This window comes from Pseudotabrizicola sp. 4114, assembly GCF_031457365.1.
Lineage (GTDB): Bacteria > Pseudomonadota > Alphaproteobacteria > Rhodobacterales > Rhodobacteraceae > Pseudotabrizicola.
Genome location: NZ_JAVDWP010000029.1, coordinates 1 through 12,299, shown reverse-complemented (window position 1 = coordinate 12,299; position 12,299 = coordinate 1). Strand labels below are relative to the sequence as shown.

11 protein-coding genes and 5 pseudogenes are annotated in these 12,299 nt (G+C 58.1%); 5 read left to right on the top strand and 11 right to left on the bottom strand.

Going from position 1 to position 12,299, the window contains the following annotated elements; translation table 11 throughout:
- Window positions 1-92 precede the first annotated feature (92 nt).
- Window positions 93-380: pseudogene (locus J2X53_RS22020) on the bottom strand (DUF6878 family protein); the annotation flags it as partial.
- A gap of 120 nt (window positions 381-500) precedes the next feature.
- Window positions 501-734: pseudogene (locus J2X53_RS22015) on the bottom strand (DNA repair protein RadC); the annotation flags it as partial.
- Between the two features lie 107 nt (window positions 735-841).
- On the opposite strand from J2X53_RS22015, the gene J2X53_RS22010 reads away from it, so the two are divergent.
- The 3 genes and pseudogenes from J2X53_RS22010 to J2X53_RS22000 all read left to right on the top strand — a co-directional run.
- A complete protein-coding gene (locus J2X53_RS22010) occupies window positions 842-1,216 on the top strand; it encodes a transposase (protein WP_349039638.1) in 375 nt (124 codons plus the stop codon).
- Window positions 1,217-1,242: 26 nt separating this feature from the next.
- Complete coding sequence (gene tnpB / locus J2X53_RS22005; protein WP_349039637.1) at window positions 1,243-1,566, top strand: IS66 family insertion sequence element accessory protein TnpB; 324 nt, start codon at window positions 1,243-1,245, stop codon at window positions 1,564-1,566.
- Between the two features lie 78 nt (window positions 1,567-1,644).
- Window positions 1,645-3,174: pseudogene (locus J2X53_RS22000) on the top strand (IS66 family transposase); the annotation flags it as partial.
- Between the two features lie 128 nt (window positions 3,175-3,302).
- Here J2X53_RS22000 and J2X53_RS21995 read toward each other — a convergent pair.
- From J2X53_RS21995 to J2X53_RS21960, 8 genes and pseudogenes are all read right to left on the bottom strand, one after another.
- Entirely contained in the window at window positions 3,303-4,247 is a 945-nt protein-coding gene (locus J2X53_RS21995; RefSeq protein WP_349039636.1) for a LysR family transcriptional regulator, read from the bottom strand.
- Between the two features lie 141 nt (window positions 4,248-4,388).
- Window positions 4,389-4,727, bottom strand: coding sequence for a nitrile hydratase accessory protein (locus J2X53_RS21990; protein ID WP_349039635.1), 339 nt, complete (start codon window positions 4,725-4,727; stop codon window positions 4,389-4,391).
- 40 nt (window positions 4,728-4,767) lie between these two features.
- Window positions 4,768-5,433 carry a nitrile hydratase subunit beta gene (gene nthB / locus J2X53_RS21985; protein WP_349039634.1) on the bottom strand — a complete coding sequence of 222 codons (666 nt, stop codon included), beginning with the start codon at window positions 5,431-5,433 and terminating at the stop codon, window positions 4,768-4,770.
- On the bottom strand, window positions 5,430-6,071 hold the full coding sequence (gene nthA / locus J2X53_RS21980) for a nitrile hydratase subunit alpha (protein ID WP_349039633.1): 642 nt from the start codon (window positions 6,069-6,071) through the stop codon (window positions 5,430-5,432). Before nthA ends, nthB begins: the two co-directional genes overlap by 4 nt.
- Before the next feature lie 120 nt (window positions 6,072-6,191).
- Window positions 6,192-7,700, bottom strand: coding sequence for a sodium:solute symporter family protein (locus tag J2X53_RS21975; RefSeq protein ID WP_349039632.1), 1,509 nt, complete (start codon window positions 7,698-7,700; stop codon window positions 6,192-6,194).
- Between the two features lie 393 nt (window positions 7,701-8,093).
- Window positions 8,094-9,509: an amidase family protein gene (locus J2X53_RS21970; protein ID WP_349039631.1), complete on the bottom strand. Its 1,416-nt coding sequence runs from the start codon at window positions 9,507-9,509 to the stop codon at window positions 8,094-8,096.
- Window positions 9,510-9,681: 172 nt separating this feature from the next.
- A complete protein-coding gene (locus tag J2X53_RS21965) occupies window positions 9,682-9,912 on the bottom strand; it encodes a hypothetical protein (RefSeq protein WP_349039630.1) in 231 nt (76 codons plus the stop codon).
- 65 nt (window positions 9,913-9,977) lie between these two features.
- Window positions 9,978-10,607: pseudogene (locus J2X53_RS21960) on the bottom strand (transposase); the annotation flags it as partial.
- 81 nt (window positions 10,608-10,688) lie between these two features.
- Between J2X53_RS21960 and J2X53_RS21955 the strand changes: the two are divergent.
- Both J2X53_RS21955 and J2X53_RS21950 read left to right on the top strand, forming a co-directional pair.
- Window positions 10,689-10,904 (top strand): annotated as a pseudogene (locus tag J2X53_RS21955) (transposase); the annotation flags it as partial.
- Entirely contained in the window at window positions 10,896-11,036 is a 141-nt protein-coding gene (locus J2X53_RS21950; RefSeq protein WP_349039639.1) for a transposase, read from the top strand. The pseudogene J2X53_RS21955 and the gene J2X53_RS21950, both read left to right, overlap by 9 nt.
- Window positions 11,037-11,199: 163 nt before the next feature.
- Here the strand turns inward: J2X53_RS21950 and J2X53_RS21945 are convergent, their stop codons facing one another.
- On the bottom strand, window positions 11,200-12,123 hold the full coding sequence (locus J2X53_RS21945) for a LysR family transcriptional regulator (protein WP_349039629.1): 924 nt from the start codon (window positions 12,121-12,123) through the stop codon (window positions 11,200-11,202).
- Window positions 12,124-12,299: the final 176 nt, after the last annotated feature.

Genomic DNA, 12,299 nt, shown 5'->3' with positions numbered 1-12,299 from the left:
CCAGAATAGATTGCTCATCATGCCCCCCGACAGTTCAGGGTCTTGAATCACGCAGCGACGGCAGCCTCAAGCAGATCAATGGGTCTTGAGCCTAGCGAGAGCTGCCGCATCTCGACTTCGGGGTCGTCCCAGGTCAGCGCTGCATATTCGATCTCGGTCGGGGGGAAGTCGACGGCTGTCTCGCCGGACCAAGCACCGATGCTTTCGATCTGACCGCTGTCACCGGCGCCGTCGAATGTCACGGTGACATGGGTGATGCCGGCGGCCATGAGGCCGTCGAAGAGGCGGTCTTTGTTGCCGGGGCGCAGCGCTTCGATCAGGGCCGCGCGTTCAGCATGCGCGGCGAAGATTGAGCCCATATCGACGGTGGAGGGCGGCATCGGCGGCGCAAGGGTGGGCATCTGCAATCTCCGGTAGAGGGAAAGGATCGGAGCCGGTCCGGGCGATCTCTCTCCCCCGGCAAAGCTCCAAATCCCCCTGCCCTCCTCTGTCTCTCGGGCTCACGCTGCGACCTGCAGCGCCCGCGCGACAAAGGCGCGCCAGAGCGGGTCGACGAGCCGCGCGTCGAGAACATCAGCACGGTGGCGCAATTGCAGCGCCAGATCGGGCTCGCCCCAGGCGGATGCGCGGCCCGCCAGCGCGCGCAGCTGGCTCGCCTCGGTCACCACGCTGCGGGCCTCGGCCGCGCTCGTCACCGGGTGGCACCATGCAACGGCCCCGTCGCTGGCACCCCCGTAAGCGCTGTCCTGACCCCACCTTCCTGCTGAATCCATAAGCTGCGATGCGGCCCGTGCGGAGATTTGCACGGGAGGTGTCAGTGGGAGTCCATCGGGAGCGCAGTATGGAGGCCGTTGGGTTTGTGGAGTTGCTGGCGGTTCCGGCAGCGAAGCGGCGATGGTCGGATGAGGCAAAGGGTCGGATGGTGGCCGAGACACTGGTTCCGGGTGTCACGGTGAACGAGGTGGCGCGGCGGCACGGGGTGAAGGCAAACCATCTGTCGTCGTGGCGCACGCTGGCGCGCATGGGCAAGCTGGTTGTGTCGGAGGTGGCTGGGGCGGAGTTCACAGCGCCGGTGGTCGTGACACAGACGTCAGAGCCGCCCATCGTGACTGGCACAATTGATCTGGTCATTGGCTCCGTGATGGTGGGACTTGATGCTGCCACGCCTGCGGCTCGGGTTGCAGAACTGGTGATCGCGCTGCGAGTCTGCGCGTGATCTTTCCCTCGAACCGAGTGCGGGTCATGGTGGCAACCAAGCCCATCGACTTCCGGAAGGGCCATGACAGCTTGGCCGCGATGGTGAAGAACGAGTTGCGCAAGGATCCGTTCACCGGAACGGTCTTCGTGTTTCGGGCCAAGAAAGCGGATCGCCTGAAGCTCTTGTATTGGGACGGCACCGGGCTGGTGATGGCCTACAAGCGGCTGGAAGAGCATACGTTTACCTGGCCCGCCGTGACGGACGGGTTGATGCTGATAAACCATGCGCAGTTCGAGGCACTGTTTGCGGGGCTCGACTGGCGGCGGGTTCGGGCCATCGAGGCGAAGGCTCCCGAAGCCGTGGAGTGAACGGTGCAGGCTGCGGCAGGATGACTCAGCCGGTGCTTTCCAGAGGCGTAGCCAGTGGCGGTTTGGTAAAGACCGGCCATGCCGAATACCGCTGATCTTCTTGGGGAAATTACTGCGCTGAAGGCGATGCTGATCGCCGCGGAGGCGCGCAGCCTTCGCAAGGACGAGCGGATTGAACGCCTTGAAAAGCTGGTCGCGGCCTTCAAGCAAGCGGCCTTCGGACGGCGGTCTGAGAAGAGCGATCCGGACCAGTTCGAACTGGCGCTGGAGGATCTCGAAACCGCCATGGCGGTCATTCATGCCGAGGAGGATGCCGAGGATCGGGCGGCCAAACGCACGGCCAAACCGCGTGCCACCAACCGTGGATTGCTTCCCAAACACCTGCCGCGCGTCGAAGAGCTTATCGAGCCGGAAAGCCTCACCTGCACCTGCGGCGGCTGTCTGCATTGCATCGGGGAAGATGTGTCGGAACGGCTGGACATCGTGCCCGCCCAGTTCCGCGTCATCGTCACCCGCCGCCCCAAATATGCCTGCCGATCCTGCACGGATGGTGTGGTTCAGGCTCCGGCCCCTGCGCGGCTGATCCCGGGCGGCATGCCGACCGAGGCGACGGTCGCCCATGTGCTGGTCAGCAAATACGCAGATCACTTGCCGCTTTACCGTCAGGCCCAGATCTACAGCCGCCAGGGCGTCGACCTCGACCGTTCCACCCTTGCCGATTGGGTTGGCCGCGCCGCCTTCGAACTCCGCCCCGTCCATGACGCGCTGATGGCTGATCTGAAGCGGTCAACCAAGCTCTTCATGGACGAGACCCGCGCCCCGGTCCTCGACCCGGGGGCCAGAAGGACCAAGACCGGATACTTCTGGGCCTTGGCCCGAGATGACCGGCCCTGGGGCGGCACGTCTCCACCGGGTGTGGTCTTCACCTACGCCTCCGGTCGGGGCGGACAGCATGCCGAACGGATATTGCAGGGCTTTGGCGGCATCCTGCAGGTCGATGGCTATGCCGGATACAACCGCCTGATTGCGCCGGACCGCGTCGGCCCCGGCATCCAGCTTGCCTATTGCTGGGCCCATGCCCGCCGCAAGCTGATCGAGATCACCCGCACCGGGCCCGCGCCGATTGCCGACGAGGGGGTAGCCCTCATCCGCGATCTCTATGCCATCGAGGCCGATATCCGCGGAAGCGAACCCGCTGCCCGATTGGCTGCACGACAGAACCGCTCTGCCCCAATCCTCACCCGCATCGACGACTGGCTGATTCACCACCGCGCCCGCGCTTCGGCCAAATCACCATTGGGCGAGGCGCTGGCCTACATCGCAAAATATCGCGATGGCCTCGGCCGCTTCCTCACCGATGGCCGCGTCGAGATCGACAACAACACCGTCGAACGCACCATCCGCCCCATCGCCTTGAACCGAAAGAACGCCCTTTTCGCGGGCCATGATGCCGGAGCCGAAAACTGGGCCGTCATCGCCTCGCTCATCGAGACCTGCAAGATGAACGGCGTCGATCCACACGCTTGGCTGGCAAACACGCTCACCTCCATCGTCAACGGCCACAAACAAAGCCAGATCGACGACCTTCTCCCATGGAACTACGCCGTCACGGTGGGATCGGGACACCGCTTACACTGCGGCCAGCCTCGTATGAGAAAAACAGCTGACTGCCCAGATCCGTTTCCGAAGTCTGGAGCCTAACAAAGAGGCTTTCAAAATGTCAAAGTAGGCAATGGTCAGGACTCTTTCCAGACCAGATTGCTTTCCCAAATCCCGCGTTTAACCATTTCCGCAGCGACCTTCAGGTTCACTTTCTCGACAGCGAAAGTGGCGCGTGTCTGGACTGCTCGGCTGTTTCGGACCAGGTAGACGGGCCGCGAAATAACTGGATCGATGATCGGTGTCTTGATGATGCGGCCAGACATCACATAGTCGTGGCAAGCCGCCGGCGCGAAGATTGAATAGCTCGATCCCCGCGCCACCAGTTCCTTGATCTGGGTCAAGGCGTCCAGTTCCGTCACCACATTCAGCCTGACATCTGCCTCGGCTGCGGCCTTTTCGATGATCCGTCTCAAGCCGTGCGGCTCACTGGGCAGGACGAGTTCGATCCCGACAAGTTCGCGCAGGGGGACGGGAGTGCCGGGGGTCGTTTCTAGGGGCCAACTGTCAGGAGCGGAAAAGAAATAAAGCTGTTCGTTCAGAACATGGATATATTCGAAATGCTCAATCCCGCTCAGATCATAGAGAAACCCGACATCGACCGTATAGTTGTCCACCCAATACTTAATGAAACCGCTCATCGCCTCGCTGACTCTCAGCCGCACATCCGGCAATTCAATCCTTACCGTTTCAGCCAGCGGCACCGCCATCACCATACATACCGAGGGTGGCATACCAAAGCGGACCGTCCCTGAAATCTCGGCTGACAGATCGCGCATGGTCGCCGTACAGGCCGCCAGGCTTGCCGAGATTTCGATGGCATGGCGCAACAGCACACGCCCTTCCGCGGTCAGGGTGGACCCACGTGAAGAACGTGCGACGAGCCGTACGTTCAACTCCTTCTCCATGTTTGCAAGATGTTGTGACAGGGAAGGTTGGGCTATGTTCAACTGCCGCGCGGCAAGCGACAGCGATCCTGCCTCGGCAATTGCAATGAAATATTTCAGCTGACGGATATCCACTGCTTGCCCTTCATGACATGCCGCAACACACCGCGCCCATGCGCGTAAACTCCACACCGCCCTTCATGGTGCCTTTGCACACCCTGAAGACATGCAACACGCGCCGAGTGCCTACAATGGCCTTTCAAGGGGGAAAGCGAGTTACAACTCGATCGGCGATCCATGTGGCGTGTTCATCGCCGCACGCTGCCAAGCTTCAGCGCAGTCCATGACGTCCGACAGATCGGTCACGCCGCGCTCGACGAGAAGTTCAGACAAGGCGTGTGACCATGCCATGTAATAACTTTCTGCATGAGTTTCGCTACTTCCCGGTGAGTCCCGGATCAGCTCATCAGGCGTGCATTTGGCCGACAGCGCTTTGGTCCAGTCCGGCCAAGTGAACAGACCTCGCTGGACAAGCATGACTGTTAAAGCAAAAAGCCGCGCTTGCCAGGGGGCGTGAAAGATCGGCTCGTCGTTTGAACCGAGTGGAATGCGCATTGTGTTGGCACGCAACTCCTGCGGGAGTGTTAGGACAGACTCAGACATTGGTGAGATAGGGCTCCCAAGCATCAATGGATAGGCTTACGCTAGGCTCGGCTCGATCACCCCACAACGTCTGTGCATCAAAGCGAACCGTATAAAGCCAATGAGCCGTCTCGTGGTCGCCAGATGCACTGCTATCTGCATAGACGTGATAGCCCCGTACCGCCTCAATATGCCCAACTTTGTCGCGCGCATAATTGGGCAGACGAGTATGGCCTCGTGGGTTGAGGTTTTTGGTGCGGACCATCTCGTCCGGTGCGAATTTCGGACGCAAGCCACCCGGATCACGATCAACAGGATTGCCGCGCGCGAAGACCGCAGCGGCATCACCTGCTTTGAGTACGCGCTTCACCTTAGGCACCGGGCCGCTTTCAGCAGTTCCAGTTGCAAGCTCCTGACGTGTAACAAGTTGCTTCTTGATAAGAAGCGTCTCCAGCGCGTTGATCCAGAGTCCGTAATAGCCAGCCGTATAGTAATAGACGGGATTGCAATCCTCCCGGGCAAACCGAGTCTCATCCAGAGTCCATGCACCCATGGTGCCTGCAGCCAAGGTCACACCGAAGGCCCGGCGTTCCCATGGCGCATGAAAGTGCAGTTCATCGCTTTCAAGAGCCACAGGGCCAAAGCCGTCGCGCCCGCCCAGATCCTGCGGGCCGTTCATGGCTGCTGCCCGATCTGGCGCGCCTCTGGCGTCAACGCCAATCCGGTGCCGATCATTGAATCGCGAGTTACAAGTTTGGCCAGTTCCTCTTCGGTCATGCTTTCTGTTCCGGCCGGCCGCTCAGGAATGATCAGATAGCGCTCTTCCGCAGTCGAATCCCATACCCGAATTTCAACATCATCCGGCAGCAGCGTACCAAACTCGGCCAGCACAGCGCGCGGCTCGATCACCACGCGGGCGCGATAAGGTGCCGATTTATACCAGACAGGTGGCAAACCAAGAACCGGCCAAGGATAACACGAGCACAAAGTGCAGACGACGACGTTGTGGCGCGTTGGCGTATTGAAAACGGCATTCATGTGTTCCCCCTGGCGGCCGGTGAATCCAAGTGATCCGATGGCAGCAGTGGCATCACGACGAAGCCAGGCTTGATATTCAGGATCAACCCATGACTTGGCCACAACACGGGCTCCATTCCGCGGCCCCACGTTCGATTCATAGGTTTCGATGATCACGTCAAGCGCGCCGGGGTCAACCAGACCCTTTTGCGTCAGAATGGTTTCAAGGGCCATGACGCGGGCAGTCATATCATCAAGATTGCTTGTGTGGTGATCGTGATGGTGATCGTGGTCGCCCATGACATTCTTCCCTTTGCTGCTGTATCGGCGGGCAAAACTTCATTTCACCGATTTCTGACCTTGGACGCAATCGTGAACTGCGTCCAAGTTTTTCATATACCCTTGCCTCAGGCTGAGATCTTAGGCCTGAGCCCGGCGCACCTGCAAATCCGCGTGACTGCTTTGCTCATTGGAGAAGTATTCACGGTAAAGTCCATGGTAGCGCTCATAAGACTGCGCGGACACTTTGGGCGTGAACGCGCTCAAGATCGCTGTCACGAGGCCATTGACCGCCAAACCTCCGATTGCCGGGCTGAGGGGGACAAGATCGGGATAGAGTTTAAGGGCGACCATAGCGACGGTGCCGATAACCATGCCCCAGAAGGCCCCTTGCTCCGTAATCCCCCTCAGATGAAGAGCGCCAAGCGCCGATGGGACCAGTTGTAGGCCAAGCCCGAAGCCAAGGGCAGCCACGGGTACGAGGAAACCTTTGCCAACCGAGGTTAAGCCGAGCACCAACAAACATGCCGTCAAAACCACCACAACGACGCGGGTGATGACTGTAATCCTATGCGGCGACGGATCTTTGCCGTGAAACACGCCGATCAGGTCATAGGCGACAAGGCTGGCCGAAGACAGGAGTTGGCTGTTCACAGTGGAAATCGCAGCCGCAAGAATGCCCGCAACAACCAGAGCGCCCAGCATCGGTGTGTGGTGGGCAAAAAGCTGCGGCAAGATTGTGTCGCTGGTTTGTGTCGTCAGGCCAGGGACAACTCCCGGAATAACCGCGGCAATCCCGATGACCAATGGAATAAATGCCATCATCCATGAATTCCAGAAAGGCGTCGCTAACATGACTTTCCCGAGCGCTTCCGCCGAAGAGGCAGAGTAGAACTTCTGCCACATGTGAGGCAGAACCCATGCGCCAAAGCCAATTGAAAGCCACAGATCAAGCATTTGCATAGGATTGCCGCGATTGACGAGAAGCTCCGGGGCAACTTTCGACGCCTCACGGAACAAATTGGTGCCGCCTGCAATAGAGAAGACGAAGATGCAGGACCCGATCATGACCGCTGCAAATAGGACGCCCATCAATGCGTCGCTCCATGCCGTGCCACGAAAGCCGGCCCAAAGCACGATAAAGCTTACAAAGGCCGACATAATTATAACGCCAGCCCAATAGGGGAGTGCGCCATTGGTCAGACTTTCAAGCGCCATTGCGGCCCCTGTGATCTGGATCAGCATCACGGGCACCAAAGCAAAAATACCGACGATTGCGACGACCAACCGCAAGCGGCGGCTGGAATAATAGTCTTCAATCATCTGAGCGGGCGTGACGAAGCCGTATTTTTTACCCGCCAGCCAAATTCGCACGCCAAATAGCCAGATGAAAATGGCGTGAAAGATGGTCCAAACGGTAAATCCTGCGAACCATACTCCGCTGCGGAAATAAGATCCCAATGCCCCCAGCAATGTCCAGGTCGAGAAATAGGTCGCGCCCATGGAAAGAAGCAGAAGGATAGTGCCGATCGAGCGGCCGCCGAGAAGGAAATTCTCGGCTTCGCTGCCGCCCGTAGGGCCAGACCGTCTTGATTGATAGGATACAAGCACCAATCCGCCAAGAAAGGCAGCAAGGATCAGGTAAGTCATTATATTCTGCATTTCCAACTCCTTCCCATCAGTTAAGTTTTGCACTCTCGGCTCGTTCCCGCGCTATTACAGGGCGGAAGTAAAGCCGATAGAGAACAAAGACACAGGCCGTCAGAACGACGTTCGCCAACAAGGTCACGGCCAGCGGCTGGGGAAAGGGGCCAATGAAGATTGGACTGTTTAGGATATTAAAGCAGGGCAGCCATGTTACGAGTAAGGCAATTAGGATTGTCGCCCAGGTCAGTTTTTTTGCGATCGTCACTTCTGTTCTCCCTGTTATGAAGAATTATGGCGTCTGGTTATTCTGCGCCTTGCGAGAGTGGCTATTGTATTTTCGATGTCGCAAGATGCCTGGTTTTGCGCGTGAGGAGATCCTTTCTTTTGATTTCAGACCTATTGCACGGGCGAGGGCTGAGACACCCCAGCCAGAATTTTGACGACGCTTCTGGCCTGCGCGATCAGGGATTCGTCCTGCATTTCGCACGCGTTCATCGTAAGGCTTGTCGGCCGCTGATCTGCCGAATAGCCCGTAGGAATAGCAATGCCGCACATGCCGAGCATGTTGCCGACGGACGTAAGGCGAAGCACCTTTTCATTGATCCGGTGGAACAGCTCAGGGTCTGCGTCGACATCTACAATCTTAGGCGGCAGGTCGAGCGTCGTCGGCAGCAATAGAATTCCGCCATCCAACTGGCTTTTCAAAGCGCTACGCAGCCGCTTTTTTGCACGTTGCAGGTAAATTAAATCGAAGGAGCTCATCGCTTTACCACCAAGAATTCGTTTTAACACGCGGGGGTCCATGCGCTCTGCTTCTGGTCCGTCGACCGTGCGATGGAATTCAAAGTAGGCTTCGGCGGCGGTTATAGTGCCGTGGCGCCGAATGACCGCCATGGCTTCACCAAAAGCTGGAATTTTTCGGCGCTGAATCGTCGCGCCGCTTGCTTGCAGATGAGCAATAGCAGCCTCATAAGCCGCCATGTTTGAAGAGTCGCAATCCGATAGGTCAATATCCTCGGGCACGATAAGCCGAAGTTCTGACACCTGACTTGGCGCAGGGATTTCGCTGGGACATTTACCGCGCAGAGCGTATTCCATGGCCACGCAGTCTTCAACTGATGTCGCGATCACGCCAATGGTGTCGAGCGTCGCCGAAAGCGGTAACAGACCTCGCGTTGGAATGCGCCCCTCACTTGACTTATACCCGAATACGCCATTAAAAGCCGCCGGAATTCGGATCGAGCCACCTGTATCGGTGCCGACTGCGATCGGAACAAAGCCAGCCCCCACAGCCACGCCCGATCCTGATGACGACCCGCCAGGCACGAGCCCTTGGGCTGGTGCCAGATGATTGATCGGCGTTCCGAAATGCGGGTTCAAGCCCAAGCCCGAATAGGCAAGTTCAGTCATATTGAGCTTTCCAAGAGTAATGATGCCGACGCGCGCAGCATTTGCGACGCATTCTGCATCAGCACTTTGACATCCACTCGCCACCACTAGGGACGCTCCGCGCGTGTGGGCACCGGCAACGTCAATATTGTCTTTCCAGCCAACCGGCACACCATCAAGGCACGACAGCGGAGCGCCTGCATCATACCGCTCTTTTGCAGCCCGAGCTTCCGACAATGCCCGATCCTCAGTTATTTCCAAGAAGGTATTCGCCTGTGGACGCCGTTTGATCTCCTCAAGCAGATGGGTCACAAAAGCTACGGGACAAAGCCTGCCGCTGCGGTAGGCGTTAACGATTTCTGAAGCGCCTGCTGTTGAAAAATTGAGTTTCCTCATCCCTGCCTCGCATATCAAAAGCGCCATAGTCGGCACTACTTTTTGAATTGCTAGAAGACTAGGTTGATCGTTAGGCGCAGTAAAATATCAAACAAATCCACTTTTGATAACCATATAGCATTAATGAGCTGAAGCTTTGGCTCCAGCCTCAGGACCTATAAATCTGCTTGATCGATGTCCGGTTGTAACCGCCCGATTGCTACCGCGGTCCATTTTCCTTGACGCGCGCGATGATGTCGGGATCGTTGACGAAGTCCTCGAGGAAGTTGCGCCAGTCCTCCGAGGATCGCCTTGCACTGGTCAGCATATCCCGCAGTTCTTCAATGCCATGGGCGGTGATAAACTTGGTGTTCTCTTCGGTGGCGGTATCGACGCTGACGATGTTTCCGTAGCTTTGGTCGTCGTCGTTGCTGACGATAGCTTCCAGCATTTCAAGGTCCTCACCCAGCATCTGTGCAACGCGCTTAAGGGCGCATAGCTGTGTGACTTGTGGCATTATGTGGCCTCGGCATTTGGGGTCGCGAGGGCCGACCAGTTCCACGGCAGCAGGTCATCAAGGCGGTTGATCATGTGATCGTTGATGCGGGCCAGGATGTTGGCGAGATAGGGCTGCGGGTCGAGGCCGTTCATCTTGGCGGTCTCGATGATGGTCATCGCGCGGGCCAGCGTTTCGGCACCGGTGTCCGCCCCGGCAAAGACCCAGTTTTTGTTGTCCATGGCGACCCGACCGTCAGACAGGAACAGGCTGAAGGCGTCCTTGCGGCTGAGCCCGTAACGGAAGGCTTTGGCCAGATCACCCTTGCCGGGGATCAGCGCGAGTTGGCTCTCTGCCCATGCGAAGAAGGCCGCGACCTTCGGGACGCTGTGCTTCTAGCGTGCGGCAAGGCGGAAGTCGGCGGGTCGACCGGTGATCTCCCGCTCGATGTCATAGAGCGTGCCGATGCGGTCGAGCGCCTCGCGGGCGATCGCAGACTTGGTTTTGTCCCATTCGTCGTGGAAGTCGCGGCGCAGGTGGGCCCAGCAAGCGGCCTCCCGCAGGCGGGGCGTCCCGTCGGGGTCAGGATCGTAAAGTTTGGCATAGCCCTTGTAACCATCCGCCTGAAGGATGCCGCGCGTCTAAGCGATCATCCTGCCATCAGGCAGGCGGTGCCAACCGGGCCGTTACGGCGGGTTGCATGATTCAGACTTCCAACTTGGGGAGGGATCATGAGCGAACTTTACTGGCTTACAGACGTGCAGATGGATCGGTCGCGGCCGTTCTTTCCGAAGTCCCGGGGCAAGCCTCGGGTTGATGACGGGCGCGTGCTGAGCGGGATAGTCTTCATTCAGCGCAATGGGTTGATGTGGAAGCATGCACCCTCGGCCTACGGCCCGCCCAAGATACTCTACAACCGCTGGAAGCGGTGGAGCCGGATGGGTGTGACCGGCCTTGCACCTGTCCCGCACGACAGTGGAACGATGCGAGGCAGGCGTGCGATCGCCGGAGGACGCCGAGCCCTGCGGCATGTGCTGTACCAAGCCGCACTTGCCGCCACTTGTCATAATCCGGTCTAAAGCCGGTCGCGCAGCGGCTCAAGACACGCCGCAAGCCGCACAAGCTCGTTATCGTCGCCATGGCGCGCAGACTCGCCACCATCGCAAACGCCATCCTCAAATCAGGCATCCCCTGGAAAGCCGAGCCGATCAACTAGACACAGTTGCTAGAAAACCACCGCAATCATGCATCATCGCTCAATGAACCAGACAGGCTTTGATCTGCGAGCTCCCGGACTACTTGGATGAACGCATGCGCGGCTTGGGATTCGTCGCCACGGAGCCAAGCCAGATAAGTCACAACCGGGTTTTTCGACTGGTCATTCAGCGGTCGGAATGAGAGTTCGCCGCCAAGGCAAAAACACGGTATTCCTGCGAATATTGTATAACCCATTCCCACCTGTACGAGACCAAGGATACCGGTTAAGCTGGTCACTTCAATCGCCGATGGCACTCGTAATCCATTGGCCGCGAAGGCCGCTGCGACATATTGCGTGAGGTTCGGCCAATCCCGCTCGGTTCCTCTGATGAATTGGTAGTCAAGGAGATCTTCGAAGCGGACCTCCGAGGCTGCTTGTAAGGGATGGCCCCTAGCAGTCACCAGATGGAGACTGGTTTCCATGACGGGAATAGTATTGATTGCAGCGCTGCGGTACGCGTTTTCGACCAGAGCGAAATCGAGCTGGTTATCAAGCAGCATGTCGCGCTGAATGCTGCCTGGTGCGAAGATAGGTTCGAACCACAATTTGGGGTTGCGGAAGGTGGCCTCCCTCACGAGCTGTGGCATCAAACTGTGCCCATTGATCGTTGTGTAGCCAAGCCGAAGTCTAGCCTTGGCGCCGGAGCCGATTAACTGCGCATTCTGCTCTGCTGCCTCAGCATCGTGCAAGACACTCCGTAAATCGCGGTAAAAATTCCGGCCTGCTTCGGTGAGCTCAACTCTGCGCGTGGTCCGTCGCAACAACTCCACGCCGATTATATCTTCAAGATCGCGCACGGTGCGGCTAATCGCCGGTTGAGCGATGTTCAATTGCGCGGCCGCCCTGCTGAAGTTGAGGTGCTCAGCGACGGCTTTAAAGGCTACCGCGTGACGGAGGTTCCAACGCATTTATGCTTCATCCATATTTATGTCTGATATTCTGCATTTCAGGCAAATGCGCAAGTTGTTTAGCAACTCTATCTTCAAGATGTCTGAGCTAATGGGATGAACTGCCTTCCCACCAAACCGCTGCTACTGTGGCGAACATAGGTGGAGAGAGGAGCATCTGATGGACATCAAGGTTT

Coding starts and splice junctions, on each gene's coding strand:
- J2X53_RS22010 (WP_349039638.1), top strand. CDS start 842: ATGGAGGCCGTTGGGTTTGTGGAGTTGCTGGCGGTTCCGGCAGCGAAG.
- tnpB (WP_349039637.1), top strand. CDS start 1,243: ATGGTGGCAACCAAGCCCATCGACTTCCGGAAGGGCCATGACAGCTTG.
- J2X53_RS21990 (WP_349039635.1), bottom strand. CDS start 4,727: ATGCGCATTCCACTCGGTTCAAACGACGAGCCGATCTTTCACGCCCCC.
- nthB (WP_349039634.1), bottom strand. CDS start 5,433: ATGAACGGCCCGCAGGATCTGGGCGGGCGCGACGGCTTTGGCCCTGTG.
- nthA (WP_349039633.1), bottom strand. CDS start 6,071: ATGGGCGACCACGATCACCATCACGATCACCACACAAGCAATCTTGAT.
- J2X53_RS21975 (WP_349039632.1), bottom strand. CDS start 7,700: ATGACTTACCTGATCCTTGCTGCCTTTCTTGGCGGATTGGTGCTTGTA.
- J2X53_RS21970 (WP_349039631.1), bottom strand. CDS start 9,509: ATGGCGCTTTTGATATGCGAGGCAGGGATGAGGAAACTCAATTTTTCA.
- J2X53_RS21965 (WP_349039630.1), bottom strand. CDS start 9,912: ATGCTGGAAGCTATCGTCAGCAACGACGACGACCAAAGCTACGGAAAC.
- J2X53_RS21950 (WP_349039639.1), top strand. CDS start 10,896: ATGGGTGTGACCGGCCTTGCACCTGTCCCGCACGACAGTGGAACGATG.
- J2X53_RS21945 (WP_349039629.1), bottom strand. CDS start 12,123: ATGCGTTGGAACCTCCGTCACGCGGTAGCCTTTAAAGCCGTCGCTGAG.